General features: G+C 72.3%; 23 protein-coding genes. 10 read left to right on the top strand and 13 right to left on the bottom strand.

Annotated features, from left to right (window positions below; all coding sequences use genetic code 11):
- Positions 1-18 precede the first annotated feature (18 nt).
- Together HUG12_RS06965 and HUG12_RS06970 are read left to right on the top strand one after the other, a co-directional pair.
- A complete protein-coding gene (locus HUG12_RS06965) occupies positions 19-1,041 on the top strand; it encodes a DUF1611 domain-containing protein (protein WP_179268070.1) in 1,023 nt (340 codons plus the stop codon).
- Complete coding sequence (locus HUG12_RS06970; protein WP_179268071.1) at positions 1,038-2,078, top strand: dipeptide epimerase; 1,041 nt, start codon at positions 1,038-1,040, stop codon at positions 2,076-2,078. Before HUG12_RS06965 ends, HUG12_RS06970 begins: the two co-directional genes overlap by 4 nt.
- Before the next feature lie 88 nt (positions 2,079-2,166).
- Here the strand turns inward: HUG12_RS06970 and HUG12_RS06975 are convergent, their stop codons facing one another.
- The 4 genes from HUG12_RS06975 to HUG12_RS06990 form a co-directional block, all read right to left on the bottom strand.
- Positions 2,167-2,844 carry an HAD family hydrolase gene (locus HUG12_RS06975; protein WP_179268072.1) on the bottom strand — a complete coding sequence of 226 codons (678 nt, stop codon included), beginning with the start codon at positions 2,842-2,844 and terminating at the stop codon, positions 2,167-2,169.
- A 4-nt stretch (positions 2,845-2,848) separates the two neighbouring features.
- Positions 2,849-3,685, bottom strand: a complete 837-nt coding sequence (locus HUG12_RS06980) for an inositol monophosphatase family protein (protein ID WP_179268073.1) — start codon at positions 3,683-3,685, stop codon at positions 2,849-2,851.
- A 152-nt stretch (positions 3,686-3,837) separates the two neighbouring features.
- On the bottom strand, positions 3,838-4,872 hold the full coding sequence (locus tag HUG12_RS06985; protein WP_179268074.1) for a hypothetical protein: 1,035 nt from the start codon (positions 4,870-4,872) through the stop codon (positions 3,838-3,840).
- A gap of 118 nt (positions 4,873-4,990) precedes the next feature.
- Positions 4,991-5,818, bottom strand: coding sequence for a PspA/IM30 family protein (locus HUG12_RS06990; protein ID WP_179268075.1), 828 nt, complete (start codon positions 5,816-5,818; stop codon positions 4,991-4,993).
- Between the two features lie 88 nt (positions 5,819-5,906).
- Between HUG12_RS06990 and HUG12_RS06995 the strand changes: the two genes are divergently transcribed.
- Positions 5,907-6,656 (top strand): alpha/beta hydrolase, encoded by a 750-nt coding sequence (locus HUG12_RS06995; RefSeq protein ID WP_246308153.1) that lies wholly within the window; start codon positions 5,907-5,909, stop codon positions 6,654-6,656.
- On the opposite strand, the gene HUG12_RS07000 is transcribed toward HUG12_RS06995, so the two are convergent.
- The 6 genes from HUG12_RS07000 to HUG12_RS07025 all read right to left on the bottom strand — a co-directional run bounded on the left by HUG12_RS07000 (position 6,639) and on the right by HUG12_RS07025 (position 11,256).
- Positions 6,639-7,049, bottom strand: a complete 411-nt coding sequence (locus tag HUG12_RS07000; RefSeq protein WP_246308154.1) for a hypothetical protein — start codon at positions 7,047-7,049, stop codon at positions 6,639-6,641. The two genes, HUG12_RS06995 and HUG12_RS07000, sit on opposite strands and share 18 nt — an antisense overlap.
- Before the next feature lie 44 nt (positions 7,050-7,093).
- Complete coding sequence (locus HUG12_RS07005; protein ID WP_179268076.1) at positions 7,094-7,417, bottom strand: transcription factor S; 324 nt, start codon at positions 7,415-7,417, stop codon at positions 7,094-7,096.
- A 31-nt stretch (positions 7,418-7,448) separates the two neighbouring features.
- The gene (locus HUG12_RS07010) at positions 7,449-8,060 is read right to left on the bottom strand and encodes a hypothetical protein (protein ID WP_179268077.1); all 612 of its coding nucleotides are present in this window, start codon (positions 8,058-8,060) and stop codon (positions 7,449-7,451) included.
- Complete coding sequence (locus HUG12_RS07015) at positions 8,053-8,886, bottom strand: CopG family transcriptional regulator (RefSeq protein ID WP_179268078.1); 834 nt, start codon at positions 8,884-8,886, stop codon at positions 8,053-8,055. The genes HUG12_RS07010 and HUG12_RS07015 overlap by 8 nt, the downstream gene beginning before the upstream one ends.
- Positions 8,887-9,020: 134 nt before the next feature.
- On the bottom strand, positions 9,021-9,857 hold the full coding sequence (locus tag HUG12_RS07020; protein WP_179268079.1) for an RAD55 family ATPase: 837 nt from the start codon (positions 9,855-9,857) through the stop codon (positions 9,021-9,023).
- Between the two features lie 430 nt (positions 9,858-10,287).
- Positions 10,288-11,256: a beta-ribofuranosylaminobenzene 5'-phosphate synthase family protein gene (locus HUG12_RS07025; protein ID WP_179270596.1), complete on the bottom strand. Its 969-nt coding sequence runs from the start codon at positions 11,254-11,256 to the stop codon at positions 10,288-10,290.
- A 209-nt stretch (positions 11,257-11,465) separates the two neighbouring features.
- Between HUG12_RS07025 and HUG12_RS07030 the strand changes: the two genes are divergently transcribed.
- From HUG12_RS07030 to HUG12_RS07040, 3 genes are all read left to right on the top strand, one after another.
- Positions 11,466-12,122, top strand: coding sequence for an HAD family hydrolase (locus tag HUG12_RS07030; RefSeq protein WP_179268080.1), 657 nt, complete (start codon positions 11,466-11,468; stop codon positions 12,120-12,122).
- Between the two features lie 112 nt (positions 12,123-12,234).
- Positions 12,235-12,591 carry an Hsp20/alpha crystallin family protein gene (locus HUG12_RS07035; RefSeq protein ID WP_179268081.1) on the top strand — a complete coding sequence of 119 codons (357 nt, stop codon included), beginning with the start codon at positions 12,235-12,237 and terminating at the stop codon, positions 12,589-12,591.
- A gap of 6 nt (positions 12,592-12,597) precedes the next feature.
- Positions 12,598-14,457 (top strand): ABC1 kinase family protein, encoded by a 1,860-nt coding sequence (locus HUG12_RS07040; RefSeq protein WP_218836418.1) that lies wholly within the window; start codon positions 12,598-12,600, stop codon positions 14,455-14,457.
- Here the strand turns inward: HUG12_RS07040 and HUG12_RS07045 are convergent.
- From HUG12_RS07045 to HUG12_RS07055, 3 genes are all read right to left on the bottom strand, one after another.
- Positions 14,454-15,398 (bottom strand): alpha/beta fold hydrolase, encoded by a 945-nt coding sequence (locus HUG12_RS07045; protein ID WP_179268082.1) that lies wholly within the window; start codon positions 15,396-15,398, stop codon positions 14,454-14,456. The two genes, HUG12_RS07040 and HUG12_RS07045, sit on opposite strands and share 4 nt — an antisense overlap.
- A gap of 108 nt (positions 15,399-15,506) precedes the next feature.
- Positions 15,507-15,860 carry a hypothetical protein gene (locus HUG12_RS07050; protein WP_246308155.1) on the bottom strand — a complete coding sequence of 118 codons (354 nt, stop codon included), beginning with the start codon at positions 15,858-15,860 and terminating at the stop codon, positions 15,507-15,509.
- Positions 15,850-16,890 carry a zinc-binding dehydrogenase gene (locus tag HUG12_RS07055; protein ID WP_179268083.1) on the bottom strand — a complete coding sequence of 347 codons (1,041 nt, stop codon included), beginning with the start codon at positions 16,888-16,890 and terminating at the stop codon, positions 15,850-15,852. The genes HUG12_RS07050 and HUG12_RS07055 overlap by 11 nt, the downstream gene beginning before the upstream one ends.
- 271 nt (positions 16,891-17,161) lie before the next feature.
- Here HUG12_RS07055 and HUG12_RS07060 point away from each other — a divergent pair, with 271 nt between their 5' ends.
- The 4 genes from HUG12_RS07060 (at position 17,162) to HUG12_RS07075 (ending at position 20,171) form a co-directional block, all read left to right on the top strand.
- Entirely contained in the window at positions 17,162-17,980 is an 819-nt protein-coding gene (locus HUG12_RS07060; RefSeq protein WP_179268084.1) for a helix-turn-helix transcriptional regulator, read from the top strand.
- 46 nt (positions 17,981-18,026) lie between these two features.
- Positions 18,027-18,611, top strand: a complete 585-nt coding sequence (locus tag HUG12_RS07065; protein WP_179268085.1) for a MogA/MoaB family molybdenum cofactor biosynthesis protein — start codon at positions 18,027-18,029, stop codon at positions 18,609-18,611.
- Positions 18,612-18,695: 84 nt separating this feature from the next.
- On the top strand, positions 18,696-19,274 hold the full coding sequence (gene cmk, locus HUG12_RS07070; RefSeq protein WP_179268086.1) for a (d)CMP kinase: 579 nt from the start codon (positions 18,696-18,698) through the stop codon (positions 19,272-19,274).
- A 6-nt stretch (positions 19,275-19,280) separates the two neighbouring features.
- Positions 19,281-20,171 carry an RNA-guided pseudouridylation complex pseudouridine synthase subunit Cbf5 gene (locus HUG12_RS07075; protein WP_179268087.1) on the top strand — a complete coding sequence of 297 codons (891 nt, stop codon included), beginning with the start codon at positions 19,281-19,283 and terminating at the stop codon, positions 20,169-20,171.
- The last annotated feature ends 102 nt before the right edge of the window (positions 20,172-20,273 follow it).

Consider the following 20,273-nt stretch of genomic DNA (forward strand, 5'->3'; position numbering starts at 1 on the left):
GTGGCCCTTCCCCCGGACATGAGCGAACGGGTCGTCGTCCTCGCCCACGAGAAGTTCCCCGACCGGTCGAAGACCGCCAACGGCATCCTCAGGTACGGCGACCGGGAGGTCGTCGCCGTGCTCGACCGCGACCGAGCGGGCGAGCGCGTCCGCGACCACCTCCCGGACGTCCAGGACGCGCCAATCGTCGAGTCGTTCGGCGACGTCGACGGACCCGTCGACGAGTTCGTCGTCGGCATCGCGCCCATCGGCGGCGGCTTCGACGAGTCCTGGCGGCCGGACGTGCGGGCGGCCATCGAGGCCGGCTGCGACGTGACCGCCGGGCTCCACTACTTCCTGAACGAGGACGAGGAGTTCGCGACGCTCGCGGCCGAACGCGGGGTCACCCTGACGGACGTCCGGAAGCCCCACGAGGGGCTCACCGTGAGCGGCGCGCGCTCGGGCGAGGTGAGCGCCGACGTCGTGCTGACGGTCGGCACCGACTGCTCGGTCGGGAAGATGACCGCGACGATGGAGCTCGCGGACGCGGCCGAGGCGGCCGGCATCGACGCCTGCGTGATCCCCACGGGCCAGACCGGCATCATGGTCGAGGGGTGGGGGAACCCGGTCGACCGCGTCGTGTCGGACTTCACCGCCGGCGCCGTCGAGGAGATGATCCTCGAGAAGGGCGACGAGCACGACCTGCTGATCGTCGAGGGGCAGGCGAGCATCGTCCACCCGGCCTACTCGGCGGTCACCTGCGGCATCCTCCACGGCGCGATGCCCGACCGGCTGGTGCTGTGTCACGAGGCAGGACGCGAGGTCGTCCACGGCTACGAGGGGTTCGACCTGCCGCCCCTCGCGGAGTACGTCGACCTGTACGAGTCGCTCGCGGCGCCCGTCGAGGAGGCCGAGGTCGTCGGCGGCGCGCTGAACACGTCCGGGGTCGAGAACGACGCCGACGCGGAGGCCGCGGTCGCGGAGTTCGGCGAGGCCATCGACGCGCCGGCCGCGGACCTCGTCCGGTTCGGCGCCGCGGACCTCGTGGAGGCGATCCGGTGACGCTGTCGACCTCCTTCGAGCGGGTGTCGCTCCCGCTCGAACACGACTTCACCATCTCGCGGGGGACACAGACCGAGGCCGAGAACGTGATCGTCCAGATCGAGGACGAAGGGGGGACGACCGGCGTCGGCGCCGCCGCGCCGTCGGCACACTACGGCGAGACGGCCGACACCGTCGAGGCCGTGCTCCCGGACCTGCTCGCCGCCGTCGAGTCGGTCGACGACCCGCACGCGCTCGCCGAGGTCGAGCGCCGGACCCGCGAGGTGGTCGAGGACAACCCCGCCGCGCGCTGTGCGGTCAGCATCGCCCTGCACGACCTCGCCGCGAAGCGGCTCGGCGTCCCGCTCCACCGCCTCTGGGGGCTCGACCCGACGGACGTCCCGGAGAGTTCGTTCACAATCGGGCTGGACGAAATCGGAACGATGCGGGAGAAGACCCGTGAGGCGGTGGCGGCGGGCTACGGGACGCTGAAGCTGAAGCTCGGCACCGACCGCGACCGGGAGGTCGTCGAGGCGGTCCGCGAGGAGGCGCCCGACGCGACGATCCGCGTGGACGCGAACGAGGCGTGGACGGCCCGCGAGACGGTGGCGAACAGCCGCTGGCTGGCCGACCTGGGCGTGGAGTTCATCGAACAGCCGGTTCCGGCCTCGGACCCCGAGGGGCTGAAGTTCGCCTACGAGCGCTCGGAACTCCCCGTCGCGGCCGACGAATCCTGCGTCACGCTCGCGGACGTCCCCCGGATCGCGGATCGGTGTGACGTCGCGAACCTGAAGCTGATGAAGTGCGGCGGCCTGCTGGAGGCGAAACGGATGGTCCACGCGGCGCGGGCCCACGGGCTGGAGGTGATGCTCGGCTGCATGATCGAGTCGAACGCCGTCATCGCCGCCGGCTGCCAGCTCGCGCCGCTGCTCGACTACGCCGACCTCGACGGGAGCCTGCTGCTCGCCGAGGACCCGTTCGACGGCGTCGCCATGCCGGCCGGGGAGATCGACCTGGCGGGGCAGACGCGGAACGGGACGGGCGCGGTCGAGAACTGAGCGCGGACGGGCCCGGAGCGGTTCGAGGCTCGGGGGTTCGAGCGGATCGGACGATCAGAACGGGTCCGCAATCGGAGCCGCTCGGGAATCAGAGCAGGTCGGGAAGCTCCGCCAGCGACCCCAGTCGGTGGTCCGGTTGAGGGTCCCCCGCGTTCGGGGGCCGCGAGTCCGCTTCGTGCGGGATCCACGCCGACGTGAGTCCGAGGTCGTTCGCCGGTCGAACGTCCTTCCGGAGGGAGTCACCGACCTTCAGCGTCCGTTCCGGCGCCGCGTCGAGCGCGGAGAGCGCCCGCTCGAGCGGCTCCGGATGGGGTTTCACGTGGTCGACGTCGCTCCCGTAGACGACGGCGTCGAACGCGTCGACGAGGCCCACGGCCGACAGTTTTACCGCGTGGGTCCGCTCCCGCCCGTTCGTCACCGCGCCGAGCGCGTACTCGTCCGACAGTTCGTGGACCACCTCCGCGCCCGGCAGCGGCGACACCGCGGCGTGGTCGAGCGCGTCGTCGTACGCCCGTGCGAGCGCCGTCGCGTCCGGGTCGACCCCGGCGTCGTCCCCCGCGACCCGGAAGATCCGGGCGAGGTACGCGAACTCGTCGGTCGATTCGGTGCCCGAACGGGCGACGCGCTCTGCGGCCGTCTCGAACTCGTCCGCGGAGCAGAACCCGTCGACCGACGCGGCCTCGAACGTCCGGGCGAGCACCTCCTCCGTCGTCCGGTCGTGCGCCAGGAGCGTCAGGTCGACGTCGAACAGGACCGCGTCGTACACGGGATCATCCCTCGCTCGGTTCGGCTCCGGCGTCGGCCGTCGTCCCGGGATCGACCGCGCCCGCCGCGATGTCCGCGAGCGAGCCGGCGAGCTCCGGCGTTCGACCCGCGACGTACCACTCCTCGCCCCGCTCGATCACGAGTCCCGCCTCCCCCGCGAGGAGTTCGCCGAACAGCTGTTCCTCCTCGTCGGGCCGGTAGCAGAGCGCGCCGTCCAGCGCCCCGCGGGCCAGCAGCCCCCAGTGGACGGTCGGGCTCCAGCTCTCGAGGCGTCGCTTGCAGGCGTCCTCGACCCCCTCGTTCAGCACCCGCGAGACCGCCGCACGTTCCTCGTGGAGTTTGACATCGTGGCCGACGACGGACATCACCGTCGCCTCGGGGACCGCCGCGCGGGACCCCCCCTCGTCCGGTTCGTTCGTCGCCAGCGGCCGGCCGTTGTACCGGACTCCGTCCGACCGGCGCGCCACGTACAGGTCGTCTGCGACGGGGACGTACGCGACGCCGAGTTCGGTGGTCCCGGCGCGCTCGACGGCGACCGCCGCGGCGAACGACGGGAGCCCCGACTCGAAGTTGTTCGTCCCGTCGAGGGGGTCGATCACCCAGCGCCAGTCCGCGCTCCCCCCGTGGTGGCCCGACTCCTCGGCGTCGAGCTCGTGGGTCGGGAACCGGTCGGTCACCACGTCGAGCATCGCCGACTCGGACTCCCGGTCGGCGCTGGACTTGACGTCGTGCTCGAACCGCTCCACGGTCGTGTCGCCGGTCTCGAAGGCGACGCGGAGCCGCCGTCCGCCGGCGAGACACGCCTCGATCGCCGTCCGCTCGACCGCGTCGCGCTCGCTCACGGGCCGGTCGCCTCCGGGGCGCGGTCGGCCGGGTCCGTTCGGCGGTCGCGGGCGTCCCCGCCGACGCGGGGACGTCCTTCCTGGAGGGGGGGTCCGTTGGTCACGAGGGACTGGTCACCCCCGGCCGGTTTAGTGGTTCGGGGTGCGGTCGGCTACTCCCACTCGACCTCCTGGACCCGGTCGGTGTCGCGCAGGATGAACGGGCCGATGGAGAGGGTGTGTTTCGTCACCGTCGCGATGCGGAGCACGTACGCCAGCAGCACCATGAACGGGACGATCGCCACGGTCGCCGCCAGCGTGACGACGAGCGGGAGGAGCTGGACCCCGGCGAGGACGACCGACAGCCGGGTGGTGTCGACGAACGCGACCATCACGCCGGAGACGACGAGCGCGGGGACGGCGGCCCCGAGCACCGCGCGGGAGAGGCCGATGAGCTCCCACTGGAAGTAGAGCGTCTTGAAGTGCTCCCGGGCGGGCCCGAACAGTTCGAGCGTCTTGACCAGGCTCTCGAGGGAGTCCCGCGCGCCGTCCGACAGCTCCTCGTCGTACCGCTCGCCGATGTACCGTGCCGAGAACAGTTTCCAGGAGTAGTTGAAGTCGACCGCGGCCGAGACGACCTCGAACTGGCCGAACTCGGCCCCGTCGAGTTCGCTCGTGACCTGGTCGGCGTTCTCGGTGATGCTGTTCTCGAGGTCTGCCACCTCCGCGACGAGGTCCTCGTCGGCGGAGTCGGCGACCGCGTCGCGGAACTCCTCGGCCCGCCGTCCGGCGATCTCCACGAGCCCCCGGAGGAGCTGTGCGGGACGGGCCGGGCTGACCGGCGAGCCGAGGACGTCGGCCACGTCCTCGCGGAACTCCATGGCGCCCTGCATCCGCTCGCGCTGGTCGCCGACGGCGCCGAGCTCCTGGGAGAGGACGAGCTGGTTCAGCGTGAGCACGAGCGTGACGCCGGTGATCGTCGCCGTGGTGAGCGCCTGGAACAGCGTGTCCACGGAGTCGCCCGAGCGGATGGACGACATCACGTGGGGTAGCCCGTAGCCGGCGGCGAGGAACCCGAGGAACACGAGCGCGACGAACGCGCCGGTGACGAGCCATCTATCGGCCTCGAGCATGAACCAGAGCTTCCACCTGGACTCGGGAACGCGCCCGCGGAGGGTGTCGCTGGGCGCGTCGTCGCCGTCGGACATACGTCGGTAGTCGTCGGCGACCGGCAAAAACGTCCGGCCGGCGACGGCGCGGGCGACCCGCTCCACGGGCGGCTCCCCGTCCCTACCGCGTCTCACCCCGGGAGGCGAGTCGCCCGGGTTAGGAGGACTCGTCCTCCTCGTTCCGTAGCTCCTCGAGTTCCGCCTCGACCTCCTCGTCGGCGGGTTCGACGTCGCCGTCGGCCGCGACCGACTCCCGGCCGTCCGCTTCGGCCTCCGGTTCCGCGTCGCCCTTGCCGAGTTCGGCCTTCAGCGTGTCCAGTTCGGCGTCGACCTCCCGGTCGGTGCGCCCCGACGAGAGCTCGCGGTCGATGGCGTCCTCGTCCGAGAGCGCGTCCTCGAACGCGCCGGTCTCCTCCAGTTCGTCCATCGCCTGCGAGCGGGCCTCCATCTCCTCGGTGCGCTCCTCGGCGCGCTCGATGGACCGGCTCACGTCGGCCATCTCGTCGCCGACGCCGGTCATCGCCTCCGAGACGCGCGAGGACGCCTCGGCGGCCTCGTAGCGCGCCTTCATCGTCTCCTTCTTCGTCCGGAACTCGTCGATGCGGTTCTGCAGTTCGTCCTTCTTCTCGACGAGCTGGTCCTGGGTGTTCTGGAGGTCGGCGATCTGGCCCTCGAGGTCCTCGATCTGGTTCATCTTGGACTTCTTCTTCTCGAGCGCGCGCCGCGCGAGGTCCTCGCGGTCCTGCTGGACCGCCTCGCGGGCCTGCTCGTTGTGCTTCTCGACGTTCTCCTCCAGGCGGCGCTTCTGGATCTCCAGGCGCTTCTTCTGGGTCGTCAGGTCCGCGATGCCCTGTTTCACCTGCTGGAGTTCGTCGCGCATCTGCTCGTAGCTGTAATCGAGCGTCTCGGTCGGGTCCTCCGCCCGGTTCAGGATCGCGTTGAACTTCGAGCGGATGACGTAGGACGCACGAGAGAGGATTCCCATGGTCGGCTTTGGCGAGTGCGCCGTATAAATCTCACCCGGGTTACGAATCGTCGCCACCGTTTTCGCGCGCCGAGTCCGAGTCGTGACCATGACCGACGGCGACGACGGGGCGGGTGGCGGCTCCGGGACGGGAGACGACTCCACGGCGGACGGCGACCCCGCGGCCGACGGCGACCCCGCGGCCGACGGCGGCACCGTCTCCGACGGCGAAACCGTGCTGGTTCCGGGCGGGCGCGACGTGCGGGCGACGCTCGACGTGGCCCCCGGGGCCGCAACTGCGGGACGCGAGCACGACGCCTGCGTGGTCGCCTGCCCGCCCCACCCCCAGCACCGGGGGAACCGGGGCGACGCGCGCCTCCGGGCCGTCGGCGACGCGCTGACCGACCGCGGGGTCGACTGTCTCCGGTTCGACTACGGCGACTGGGACGGGGGCCGGGGCGAACTCGTCGACGCGCGCAACGCGGTCGGCTGGGCGCGCGAGCGGTACGACGCGGTCGGGCTGTTCGGCTTCAGCTTCGGGGGCTGTATCGCGCTGAACGCCGCGGCCGGGACCGGCGCCGCCGCCGACGCGGCCCCCGGCGTCGCCGCCGTCAGCGTGCTCTCGCCGGCCCGGCGGCTCCCCGCGGACCTCGACTCGGTCGCGGCGCTGGACGACATCGACTGTCCGGTACAGGTCGTGTACGGCGCCCGCGACGACACGGTGGACTGGGAGCCGACCGTCGAGCGCGCCCGCGAACTCGGCCACGAGGTGGTCGAGTTCGCGGCGGACCACTTCTACGTCGGGCGGGCGGGGAGGGTCGGCGAGACGGTCGGCGGGTGGCTAGCCGAGCGGGTCTGACCGCCCGGACTCGCGGTAGCCGACCGCCAGCCAGACTGCGGCCGAGGCGAGGCCGGCCGCCACGACGAACCCCCAGAAGGCGGCCCACGCGGCCGACCCGAGGGATCCGCCCGGGAGGAGGACGGCCGCGCCGACGGCGGCCGCGACGACGAACGGCGCGAGGAACGGGAGGTCGCTCCACGCGCCCCCGGCGTCGCGGTACTCGACGGCGTACCTCCACACGTTGCCGGCCGTGAATCGGAACAGGACGACGGCGAGGAGGCTATAGAGGCCGGCCGTGAACGCCGCGCCGGCCGTCGGCGACTCGGCGCGCGCGAGCGACAGGCCGCCGGCGACGAGGAAGAGGGCGAGCAGGAGGGCGTGTCGGGGGCGAAACCGGCCGTGGAGGGACATGGGAGAGTCGACTCGGGGGCGGGGTAAATGCGTACCGGGGCCGCTCAGTTGTACTCCCGCCACCGATACCCGCACTCCTTGCACTTGAAGAAGCGCGTCGGCGGTTCGTCCGCGGCCCCGGTCTGTTTGATGGTGTACCACGCGACCCCGTGGCCGCACTTCTCGCAGGTCACGTCGTTCGAGGTCGGCTTCCCCTCGAAGTTCGCGCCCTCCTCCGTCTCGATCACGTCGTCCTCGCTCTGCTCCTCGGTCGAGACGAACCGGGAGGCGAGGTCCTCGTCGCGTTCCTCCGCGTGGCCACACGAGGTACAGACCATGACGCCGTCCTCGGAGACCATCATCGAACCGCACTCCTCACAGAACTGCATCGCACGACGGTAGCCGCCCCGGGCGGATAAATCAGGGGCCCTCGAAGCCCGGCGGGCCGTCCCCGGCGGCCATCGGGCAGCCCCGGACCCGGAACCGGTCGGCGTCGACCAGTTCCACGATGTCGGTTCCCTCGTGGCCGCAGGCCACCTCCGGCGGCGCCGAGAGGTACGGGCACCGCTGACAGTACTCGCGCTTGTTCACGACGTGTTCGGGGCGCTCGTCGGCGTCGTCGACGGGTTCCGCCCCGGCGTCCGACTCCGCCCCCTCTCCCGGTCCCGCCCCGCCGTCGGCCCCCGGGTCGCCGTCCGCGTCGGAGAGCGACTCCCAGAGCGCGTCGCGGTCGACCTCGGACACCTCGACCCGCTCGAACGGGTCGTCCTCAGTCCCCTTCCGCCGTCGGTTCCGGGTCTCCGCCGCGAGGCCGGCGAAGGGGGCGTCCGGACCTCCGCCGTCGGAGGGAGCGTCGGGGTCCACGCCGTCGATCGTGGGGGCCGCGTTCGGGCGGGGGTCGTCCGGGCCGGCGGTCGGGGGGGAACCGTCCCGGTCGGCGTCCTCGGCGTCCGTCCGATCGGAGCCGGTTCCGTCCGCGAAGGGGTTCCGGACCTCGGGGGCGTCCTCGTCCCCTGACTCGTCCTCAGCCATCCTCGAAGATGTCCTCCGGGCCGGGTTCCTCGGCCGTGTCGCCCTCCAGGGCGGGCCGGCGTCCGACCGTCAGCGTCGCCGAACCGAAGAAGCCCGCGGGGGGTTCGACCTCCTCGAACGTGCCGCCGCAGGTGGGACACTCGGGCGCCGACAGCAGGCCGAGCCGTACCGGCGAACTGCAGGCGCCACACGTCGCCGTCCCGACGCCGAGTCGGTTCGCCTCGTCCTTCAGCTCCGCCGCGGCGCGCGCGCGCGCCTCGCGCGCCTCCAGGTTCCCGAGCCTCGTCCGGACCGTCGCGAGCACCGAGGCGAGCGTGTCGGCCTTCACCTCCAGGTCCTCGGCGGCGTCGGTGAGGTACCCCAGCACCTCCTCGTAGTTGGCGAACCCCTCCTCGAACGTCGATTCGAGCGCGTCGAGGTCCGCCCTGAGGTCCTCCACGTCGTCCCCGAGGACCTCCGCCGTCTCGGCGGACCGGCGGAGGTCGGGATGGTCGTGGTCCGCGTCGGCCTTCCCGTCGGTCTCGCGTTTCACCTGGACGATGCGGCTCCGCACGTCGTCGATCATCGCCTCGAGGTGGTCCTCGACGGCGGCGACCCGGTCGTCCAGGTCCCCGACCGCTGCGTCGAAGCCGGCGAGGCTTCCGCCCGCCTCCTCGCTCCCGTCGCCGCCGACCGGCGGGAGTTCGCCCCCGTGCTCGCTGAGGAGGCGGTAGGCGGTCGTCGCCCTGGCGAGCACCTCCGCCTGCGTGCGGCCGGTCTCCGCCGCGCGGGAGCCCACCCACTCGCGGAGTTCGTCCGGCAACCCCTCTACCTGTTCCCCGGCCATCTACCGGACCCTCTTCGGTGGCACACTTAAGGATATGGTCGTGTCCGGACGCTGTCGCGTTCGCGGTCGGCGCGGCCGGGGACGGATGGGTCGACCGTCCCGCCGCGCGACGCCGGGGCGGTGTCGACGCGGGGTCACCTGATCTTCCGCACGTCGCTGATGTCCAGCCCGCCCTCGTGGATCTCCGTCTCGAAGCGGACGACGTTCTCCGCCTCGAGTTGGGAGAGCACGCCACGGAACTCCCGCACGACCATCGTCCGGGCGCGCTTGGAACCGCCTGTCTCCCAGTCGAACTGGAACGTGCCGTCGCTCGCGTCGACGAGCTGGCCGAGCTGCCGATCGTCGATCGTGTCGGTGTTCGCGAGCACGAGCAGCAGCCCGCCCCAGGAGTGGGCCGCCTTCCCCAGCCCGCGGACCAGCATCGCCACGTCCTCCCACGTCACCTCCCCGCCGCGGGCGCCGATGAGATCGGTCACCGAGTCGACGACGACGAGGTTACCGGGCGCGTGCTCGGTGAGATACTCGCCGAGCGCCGTCAGCACGCCGTCGCGGCTCGCCCCCTTCCCGAGGTCCCGCAACGAGGTCGCCTCGCCCGCGTACCACTCGCGGGGGATCGAGGAGAGCTGGAAGTACTCCGGGGAGAAGTCCGCGAACCGCATCGGCCCCACGACGGCGTCGACGACGTCGTCGGCCATCGTGTAGCCGAGTTCGCGCTCGACGTACTCCTCGCCGGCCGTGAAGGAGATGTAGTGGGTCTCCTCCGGGAGGACGGCCTCGTCGTCGAGGTCGCCGTAGTAGAGGTCGAACAGCTCCGGGTCCGCCTCCGCGAGCGTGTTCATCGCCGCGCAGGTGTAGACGAACTCGCGGGCGCCGGCGCCGGATTCGCCGGCGACGAGCACGGCGTTCCCCGCCGGGGCCCCGCCGCCGAGCACGGAGTCCAGTTGCGCCACGCCGAACGGTAGGCGAGCCATACCCGGCATGTCGGGGGCGGGCGCTTAGTCGTTGTGCTGCGACCCGTCGGTTCGGCGCTCGGGACCTCGTCCGAAACCGGTTCCTCCGACAGGTACCCGCCGAAGGCGGACGGGACGTCCGTGAAAGCCCCCGCAGTTCTCGACCTGTGGGCCGACGTGGCGGTCGCGAGGCAGTTCCCGAAAGCCCCCGCGGCGCTTGACTCGGTGCGGCCGCCGCGTTCCTCGACTCGCTTCGTTCGTCCGCGGTGCTCGGCGGTCCGCGCCTTCGTCCAGCGCCGTGGCCCCTTTCAGTCCCGCCCGTGGCCGGCTTGGAGAGTCGCTGTCCACGGCTGGTTAGACATCGTCACCCGTGGCCGATCAGAAGTCGTCGCGTGCAGTCGGTCGGACGGCGTCGATCGCGGTGGTCCGGCGGCCGTCGCCGGTCGGGAACTCAGAAGCCGGCGCCCGTCGAAACCTCGGCGCCCTCGTTCCGCGCGCGGACGACCGAGGCGTCGCCCTCCACGCCGGCCGCGTCCAGGGCGCGTTCGCCGGCGTCGAGGGCCGCGTCGGCGTGGTCGACGTCGGTGACGCCGTAGACCGTCGGGCCCCAGGAGGACTGCCCGGCGCCGAACACCGCGGGTGAGCCGTCGAGGGCGGCGACGAGTTCGCCCACCGGCGGGCGGTAGACGCCCCCCTGCTCGTCGGCGAACCAGGCGCCGTTGAGCCGACCGACCTCGGCGACGGCGTCGCCGAACCGCTCGACCGACTCCTCGGCGATCGCGGGGAGCAGGCGCCGCTGGACGACGCCCGCGACGCGGTCGGCCACCCCGGGGTCGGCGTCCTCGACGACCGCCCGCATCGAGTCGTCCTCCGCGCCGTCCGCCCGCCCCGGTTCGGCGTCCGGGACCACGAGCAGGAACCGCCAGTCGTCGGGGACGTCGTGGTGGGCCGCGACGGGCGGGACCGTCCAGTCCCCGTCGGCCGGCCGGTCGGTGGTGAACCGCGCGGTCGGGTGGCCCGCGTCGAGGACGAAGCCGCCGTCCTCGAACGCGGCGACGCCGACCCCGGAGCGCCCGCCGCGTCCCAGCGCCGGCGCCCGCTCGCGGACGCGCGGGTCGCGGTCGTACGCTCGGGCGACGCCGGCCAGCACCGCGAGCGAGAGCTGCGTCCCGCTCCCGAGCCCCATGTGTCGCGGGAGCGTCCGCTCCACCTCGATCCTGGCGCCCGGAACGTCGAGGAGCGAACTGACCCGCTCGGCGTACCGCCGGGCGATCGCGTGGTCGCAGACGACGTCGGCGGCGGGAGCGGCGGTCAGGCGGACGTGGGGGCCGTCGACGCCGACGCCGGCCGCGCCGTAGAGCCGCCCGTGCGCGAGGCTGAGGTTGCCGAATCCGAAGTGGAGGCGCGCGCCGGTCTCCACCCGGACGGCGTCGGGGCTGCCGGGGAGCCCCTCGGCGCCCGCGCGGTCGGCGACGTCGTCGGCGTCGGCGGTCACGGGTCGGAGGTCGTCCCCCCTCGTGCCTGTCGGTTTCGACACCGGCGGATTCGGACGCTACCGGGTCCCCGCGCGTGGGGCCCGCGCTGCCGACTGCAAAGCACTTTGGGCGTTGACACCCTCGTGGTAACCAGATGGTATACGATGCGATCGTGTTCGACAACGACGGCGTGCTCGTCGGGCGGACGAGCTACGACGTCCTCCACGGGGCCGCGTGGGACGCCTTCGACGCGCTCTCGGTAGCGGACCCGGACCCCGAACACGTCGAGTCGATGGTGATCGGCGTCACCCCGAAGCAGGTCGAGTCGGTCTGTGCGACCTACGACCTCACGCCGGGGGAGTTCTGGGCGATCCGCGATCGGACCGCGTTCGAGGCCCAGCGCCGGGAGGTCCGCGCCGGTCGGAAGGACCTGTACGAGGACGTCGAGGCGCTCCGCGACATCGCCGCGCCGCTCGGCATCGTCTCCTCGAACCAGCAGGAGACGGTCGACTTCCTGCTCGACCACTTCGGCGTCGCCGACCTCTTCGGGACCGCCTACGGCCGGGAGCCGACCGTCGAGAGCCTGACTCACAAGAAGCCGAACAGCCACTACCTCGAGCGCGCGCTCGCGGACCTGGACGCCGAGACGGCGCTGTTCGTCGGCGACAACGAGACCGACGTCGAGGCGGCCCACAACGCCGGCGTCGACTCGGCGTTCATCCGTCGGCCGCACCGCGAGGACCACGACCTGTCCGTCTCGCCCACCTACGACGTGCGTGACCTCCACGACGTCGTCGCGCTCTGCCGGTGACCGACGGCGGCCGGCCGGAGCCGGTTCCGTGCCGGACCCACACCGCCCGTTCCGGCGTTCGATCCGACGACCGACCGCGGGCTTTTTCGACCGTCCACCCATAGCGAAAGCCATGTCGACACTGCGCGAGGCGCTCCGGGACCTCCCCGCGGCGGTGTTCGCCGACCTGCTCGAGGGCGAGGAGCGCTACCTCCTCGTCGTCGACCTCCCCGGGGCGACCGCCGAGACGACCGAAGTGACCGTCGAAGGCGGGCGCCTCCGTGTCGAGGCCCGCCGCGAGAAGGACGCCCCCCAGGGGTTCGAGTACCTGCGCGAGGACCGCGAACTGTTCCTCGACGCCGACCTCCCGCTCCCGCCGGACGCGACCGACGAGGGCGCCGAGGCGTCGATGGACCGCGGCGTCCTCGAGGTCAGCCTCCCCAAGCGGGCGGCCGCGGTCGACCGAACCATCCCCGTCACGGACGCGTAGGGCGGGGTGGTGACGCTGGTCTCCCCCCGCGCGTACCGGCGCTTCCCGCTCGTCGTCTATCGCTTCCTCCCGCTCATCGTCGCTTACGCACGCGACCGCCGGCGCTTCCTCCTGTTCGGCGGGTCGCGGGACGTCACGCCCGGGACGCGCCGCGAACGGGCCGAGGTGCTGCTCGACACGCTGCTCACCCTCGGGCCGACGTTCATCAAGCTCGGCCAGATCCTCTCGACCCGGCCGGACGTGCTCCCGCCCGAGTACATCGACGTGCTCTCGACGCTCCAAGACGAGGTCCCCCCGGCTCCCTGGCCCGAGTCGAGGGCGGTGCTGGAGGCCGAACTCGGCCCCGTCGAGGGAACCTTCGACGAGTTCGACACCGACCCCATCTCCGGGGCCAGCCTCGGACAGGTGTACGTCGCGACCTACGAGGGCCAGCGCGTCGCCGTGAAGGTCCGCCGGCCGGGCGTCGAGACGCTGGTGAACGCGGACCTGCGGATCATCAAGTGGTCGCTCCCGCTGCTCTCCCGGTTCGTCGGCGAGGGACAGGCGTTCTCGCTGGAGAACCTCGCCGAGGAGTTCGACCGGACCATCAACCAGGAGATGGACTACGAGCGCGAGCGGGCGATGCTCGAGACCATCCGCGGCAACTTCGAGGGCGAGGATCGGATCGTCATCCCCCGCACGATCCCCGCCGCCTCCGGCCCCACCGTGCTGACGATGGAGTACCGGCCGGGCACGAAGATCAGCGACGTGGCCGCGCTCGAGTCGAAGGGCATCGACCGGACCGCCCTCGCGCGGACCGTCCAGGAGGCGTACCTCCGGATGATCATCGACGACGGCACCTTCCACGCCGACCCCCACCCCGGGAACCTCTCGGTGACCGACGACGGCAGGGTCATCTTCTACGACTTCGGCATGTCGGGTCACGTCGACCCGTACGTCCAGGACCGCATCGTCGACTTCTACGTCGCCATCGCGAACCGGGACATCGACGGCATCCTCGACGCGCTGGTGGCGATGGGGACGCTCTCACCCGACGCCGACCGCGCGGTGATGGCGGAGGTGATGGAACTGGCCATCGCCGACGTGCGCGGGGAGGACATCGAGCAGTACCGCGTCCAGCAGGTGATAGAGCAGGTGGAGTCGACCATCTACGACTTCCCGCTTCGACTCCCCCAGAACATGGCGCTCGTCCTCCGCGTGGCGACGGTCGTCGAGGGGGTCTGCGTCACGCTCGACCCGGACTTCGACTTCATCGAGGTCGCCACCGACTACCTCCGGGAGGAGGGCTACCTGGAGGAGACCGCCGAGCGGTTCGTCCGCGACGCGGCCGACCAGGTCCACGAAACGGCACGGGCCGCCCTGACGGTCCCGCCCAAACTCGACTCGGCGCTCGATAGCCTCCGCCGCGAGGATCTGACGGTGAACGTCACGCTGACCGACGACAGCCGCATCATCGACCGACTGGCGAAGCGGCTCGCCTACTCGATCCTCACCGCGGTCGGCCTGCTGTCGGCCGCGATCGTCTACTCCTTCGGCGACACCCGCGTCCAGACGTACCTGGCGATCGCCATCGTCGGGCTCACGCTCCCCATGGCGTTCTTCCTCCACCGGTCGTTCCGAACGAAGCGGCGTGGCATCCAGGCGAGCCCGCAGTTCACCCGGCAGAGCATGCGGCGCCGGCAGCGGGAGCGCGGCGAGACGGCGGCGGCCGGCGCCTCCGGGGCGGGTTCGGGGACGGTCGGGTCCGCCACCGGGACGTCAGGCGTGGAGGGGTCCACGGGGACGTCCGGGGTCGGCGACTCCACGGGGTCGCCGGGGGCGGCCGACTCCCCCGACCACGGCGACGTCGACGGGGAGGGGCCCTAGCCGAGCTCGTCCAGGATCAGGTCGGCGACCCGGACCGGCTGTTCGTGCTGGACCCAGTGGGTCGCCTCGTCGACGTGCGAAAAGCGGCCGTCGACGCAGTAGCTCAGGCTGTCGTGTGCCATCAGGCGCCGCAGGAACCGGTCGCCGGCCCCCCACACGATCCGCGTGGGTACCGTGACCTCCGGGTCCGACGGTCGGGGCCGTTCCCGGGCCGCCGCCCGGTACCAGTTCAGCATCGCGGTGAACGCGCCCGGTCGCGACCAGGCCGCCCGGTACCGGTCGAAGTCGGCCGCCGAGAACGTCCCGGGCATCGACGACTCCCGCATCAGCCACGTCGGCAGGCGCCAGTTCAGCGCCCTGCTCGCGCGTTCCGGGAGGACGGGAAGCTGGAAGAACGCGGCGTACGAGGAGCGGAGCAGCTGTTCGGGGTCGCTCCGGAGGGTCTCGCGGAAGACGGTCGGGTGCGGAGCGTTCGCGGCGACGAACGTCGAGAGCCGCTCCGGGTGCCGCAGCGCGACCCACCAGCCGACGACGCCGCCCCAGTCGTGACCGACCAGCGCCGCGGTCTCCCGGCCGTGGGCGTCGATGAAGCCGAGCACGTCGGCCGTCAGGTGCTCGATGCGGTAGTCGCGAACGGCCTCCGGCTTCTCGCTGCGGTTGTAGCCGCGCTGGTCGGGGACGACCACGCGGTAGCCGGCCTCCGCGAGCGGTCGGATCTGGTGGCGCCAGCCGTACCAGAACTCCGGGAAGCCGTGGAGGAGAAGCACCAGATCGCCGTCCGCCGGGCCGGCCTCGACGACGTGGAACCGCCGGCCGTTCGCCTCGACGTAGCGCGCCTCGCCGGGCACCTCCGGGGGGAGGTCGTCGGTCGCGTCGACCGCGACGCCGGCACCGTCCGGGTCCGAAGGGTCCACACCGGCCTCGTCGCTCGCGGGGGACATGCGACCCACTACCGCCGCCCGCGGCGAAAACGTACCGGCCGATTCACCCCGGAAGACGGCGGCTCGCCGGGCGCGACCGGGGCGGGGCCGACGGGAGCGTTCCCCGGCTCAGCCGTCCCGCCCCCGCACCGCGCTCCACACCGCGGTCGCGCCGAGCAGCGCGGCGGGGAGCATCGGGAGGACGAGCATCGCCGCGAGGAAGCCGAAGCCGAGTTCGCCGGGCGTCGCCGGTCGGAGGTAGATGACTCCCGGGATCACGAGGAACGCGAGGACGACGACCCCGACGAGCACCCAGCCCGCGCGGCCGAGGCCCTCTCCCGTGTCGTCCGCCGGAGGCCGGCCGCGTGCGTCCGTCCGCTCGTCCCACTGGCCCTCCGGGCGGTGGACGTACCCCTCGTCGACGCCGTTCGCATCGCTGCCGCCCGCGCCGTCCACTCCGGCGGTTCCGGATTCAGAGCTCACTGTCGGGTCTCACCACCACCTTCCCAAAGCCCTCACGGTTCTCCAGCATCTCGTGGGCCCGCGCGGCCTCGGACATCGGGAGCACGTCGCGAACCCGCGGCTCGAACGTCCCGTCCCAGACGAGTTCGAGCACGTCGTCCACCTCGCCGGGCGTCGCCATCGTCGAACCGATGACCGAGAGCTGGTTCCAGAAGATGCGGTTGATGTCCGTCTCGGGGGTGCCGCCGGTGGTCGCCCCGCAGGTGACGACGCGGCCGCCCTTCGCGAGCGATCTCAGCGAGTCGTGCCACGTCGCCGCCCCGACGTGGTCGACGACCATGTCGACGCCGCGCCGGCCGGTGTGCTCGCGGATCTCGTCGGCGAAGTCCTCGTCCTCGTAGTCGACGACGTGGTCGGCGCCGCACTCCTCCGCGTAGCGGAGTTTCTCCTCGCTGGATGCGGTGGCGTACACCTCCGCACCCGCGAAGTCGGCGATCTGGACCGCCGCGTGGCCCACGCCGCCGGACGCGCCGAGCACGAGCACCTTCTCGCCCGGCGAGAGGTCGCCCCGCGAGAGCAGCATCCGCCAGGCCGTCTGGAAGACGAGCGAGGCCGACCCGGCCGTCTCCCAGTCGACGTGGTCGGGCACCGGAACGAGGTTGTCCTCGGGCACCGCGGCGAGCTCGGAGTGGACGCCGCGCTGGTGCTCGCCGATGATGCTGTAGCGGACGCACATCGACTCCTCGCCGTCCCGGCAGAACTCGCAGACGCCACAGGAGACGCCCGCGCTGACGGCGACGTGGTCGCCCTCCTCGAAGCGGGTGACGCCCGCGCCGACCTCCCGCACGACGCCCGCCCCGTCGCTGCCGGGGACGTGTGGCATCTCCAGGTCGACGCCCGGCAGCCCCCGCCGGGTCCAGACGTCCAGGTGGTTCAGCGCGCCGGCCTTCACGTCCACGAGCGCCTCGTCGCGACCGGGTTCCGGGTCGGGGAACTCGTCGTACTCGATGACGTCGCGGTCGCCGTGCCGGGCGAACTGGACTGCCTTCATGGCTCGGACTGGCACGGCCGGGAACAAAACCCTACCCCCCGCGCCGGGATGGTCGGTCGGCGGGGGACGACGTCGGCGCGAAGGCGCGGGGGGACGGGCACCCGTGTCGATCGGTCGGTGGAGGGCCGTCGTCGCGGGCCTGCGGAGGAACGCTCTCCCGCGGCAGTCATCACTTCACCGACCGGGAAGCGTCCCGCCGCGCGGGAACCCGCCCGTCGCGGCGGGGACGGAACGGAACACAAATGACCGTGGCCCGAAACGGACCTCCCGAATGTCGTCCCCCGACGCGGCCGAGGTCGCCCCGGTGCTCGCCAGGCGGCGCGAGTGCCTCCGGGCGCTGACGGACGGACCGGTCCGCAAACGCGACCTCGTCGACTCGCTGGACATGCCGCGCACCACGCTCGACCGCGCGGTGCGGGAGTTGACGGAGGCCGGCCTGGTAGAGCGCGTTTCCGGCGCGGTACGCGCGACCGGGTTCGGCCGCGAGGCGCTCGCGGCGGCCGACGAGTACAGGGACACGCTCGACGGGCTGGCGGACGCGTCGCCCCTCCTCGACGCGCTTCCCGCCGCCACCCCGCTGGGCGCCGCGTTCCTCCGCGGCGCGAGGGTCAGCGTCGCGACCCCGCCTGCGCCCGACCGGGTCGTCGACGACCTGTTCGACTCCGTGGCCGACGCGGACTCCGTTCGCGGCGTCGCGCCGGCCGCGCTCGCCGGCCACATGGCGTCGTTCCGCGAACACGCGAGTTCGGACGGGGCGGTGCCCGAACTGCACGTGACGCCCGCCGTCCTCCGGCAGGTCGTGGAGGTCCGCGGCGGGGCGGCCGTCGAATCGCTCCGGCGCGGCGAACTCGACCTCCTGAGCGGCCCCGTCCCGTTCGACTTCGGGCTCTGGCTCGCGGACGACGCGGAGGCCGGCGTCGTCGTCTACACCGACACCGGGATCCGGGGCGTCGCGGTGAACGACGCCGGGGAGGCGCTCGCGTGGGCCCGCGAGCAGTACGAACGCGTCGCCGAGCGTGGCGAGGCAGTCGCCCCCGAGCACGTCGCCGACATGCTCGACGAGGATCGGCACGGCGCTTCCCCGGAGTGATCGACCGACGCGTCGCTTTTTGTGCGCCCCTCACCAACGGCGAGCCATGAGCGACCACGGGGGCCACGGCCACCACGACGGCCACGATGACGACGACCACGGCCACGACCACCACGATCACGGCCACGACCACCACCACGGCCACGACCTCGAAACCGTGGGCTACGCGGTCGTGACCGTCTCCTCCTCGCGGTCGATCGAGGACGACCCCGCCGGCGACGCGATCGTCGCTGCCGTCGAGGACGCCGGCGACGAACTCGTCACGCGCGAACTCGTCCGGGACGACTACGACGGGGTGCAGGGGGCGATCAACAACCTCGTCGACCGCGACGACGTGGACTGCGTCGTCACCACGGGCGGGACGGGCGTGACGCCCGACGACGTCACCGTCGAGGCGGTCGACCCGCTGTTCGACAAGCGGCTCCCGGGCTTCGGCGAACTGTTCCGGGCCATGTCCCGGGAGGAGATCGGCACGATGGTCGTCGCGACCCGCGCGACGGCCGGCGTCGCGGACGGCGTCCCGGTGTTCTGTCTCCCCGGCAGCGAGAACGCCGCCCTGCTGGGGGCCGAGGGGATCATCGCGCCGGAGGCTCCCCACCTCGCGGGGCTGGCGAGCCGGGACGAAGACTGACCGGGCGACCCTCGACCCCGTCAGGACCCCCCACGCTCCCGGAAACATGGACAGCTTCATTTGTCCGTCCGGCACAGTCGTGATATGTTGATCACCGTCTCCGGCCCGCCCGGCAGCGGGAAGAGCACCACCGCCGCGTCGCTCGCTGAAGCCTTCGGGCTCGACCACGTCTCCGGCGGCGACATCTTCCGCGAACTCGCGGCAGAGAACGGCATGACGCCCGTCGAGTTCAACGAGCTCGCCGAGGAGGACGAGGCGATCGACCGCGACCTGGACCGCCGGCTCCGCGAGGTCGCCCTCGAGCGCGACGACGTGCTGCTCGAGTCCAGGCTCGCGGGCTGGCTCGCGGCCGAACACGCCGACCTCCGCATCTGGCTCGACGCGCCGCTCTCGGTCCGCTGTGAACGCATCGCCGACCGCGAGGGCAAGCCGCTCGACCAGGTTCGCGAGGAGACCGAGCGCCGGGAGCGGAGCGAGGCGAAGCGGTACGAGGAGTACTACAACGTCCGCATCGACGACCTGACCATCTACGACATCTCCTACAACACCGCGCGCTGGTCCGCGGAGGGCGTGCTGGGGATGTTGACGACGGCCGTCGACTCCTACGACCCGAACACCGACGAGGGGAAGACGCCGGTCGTCGGCGTCGAGTACGACTTCTGACCGCACATGCGCCCCGCCCCCGAGAACCGGACCGTCGACGAACTCCTCGAGTTCGGCGTCGTGAACCTCGACAAACCCGCCGGCCCCTCCGCCCACCAGGTGAGCGCCTGGGTCCGGGACGTGGCCGGCGTCGAGCGCGCCGCGCACGCGGGGACGCTGGACCCGAAGGTGACGGGCTGTCTGCCGGTCCTGCTCGGGGACGCGACCAGGCTCGCGCGGGCGTTCCTCGAGGGAACCAAGGAGTACGTCGCGGTGCTCGAACTCCACGGTCGCGCCCCGGCCGACCTCGAGGCCGTCCTCGCCGAGTTCGAGGGGGAACTGTACCAGAAACCGCCGCGCAAGTCCGCGGTCGCCCGTCGGCTCCGCACCCGCGAGGTGTACGACCTCGACGTGCTCGACCGGACCGACCGGAAGGTGCTCCTCCGGATCCGCTGCGAGTCGGGGACCTACGTCCGGAAGCTGTGTCACGACGTCGGGCTGGCGCTCGGGACCGGCGGGCACATGGGCCACCTCCGCCGGACCGCGACGGACCCGTTCGACGACCGCGACCTCCACACCCTGCAGGACCTCGTGGACGGGCTGGCGTACGAACGTGAGGACGGCGACGAGCGCCTGCTCCGCGAGGTCCTCGCGCCAGCGGAACGGGCGCTCACCCACCTCCCGCGGATCACCGTCGCCGACAGCGCCGCCGCCGAGATCGCCAACGGCGCCCCGGTGTACGCCCCCGGCGTCGTCGGCGTGAGCGGGCCGGAGGACGCCCCGGACGCCGAACCCGACGAGGGCGACCTGCTGGTCTGCTACACGGCGGACGGATCGGCCGTCTGTCTCGGCGCGCTCGTCGGCGACCCGGACGCCGAGGCCGGCGAGGTCGTCTCGCTCGAACGGGTGCTCGTCTAACGAACCTCTTTTGCGGGGTCCTCCTCGCTCGGGCAGCCCCCTACCGCCCTCGTTCGTCGAACTCCCGCCAAAACCGTTCACGCCCAAACGTCGCTCGCTCGG

This window comes from Halorarum salinum (assembly GCF_013402875.1).
Lineage (GTDB): Archaea > Halobacteriota > Halobacteria > Halobacteriales > Haloferacaceae > Halorarum > Halorarum salinum.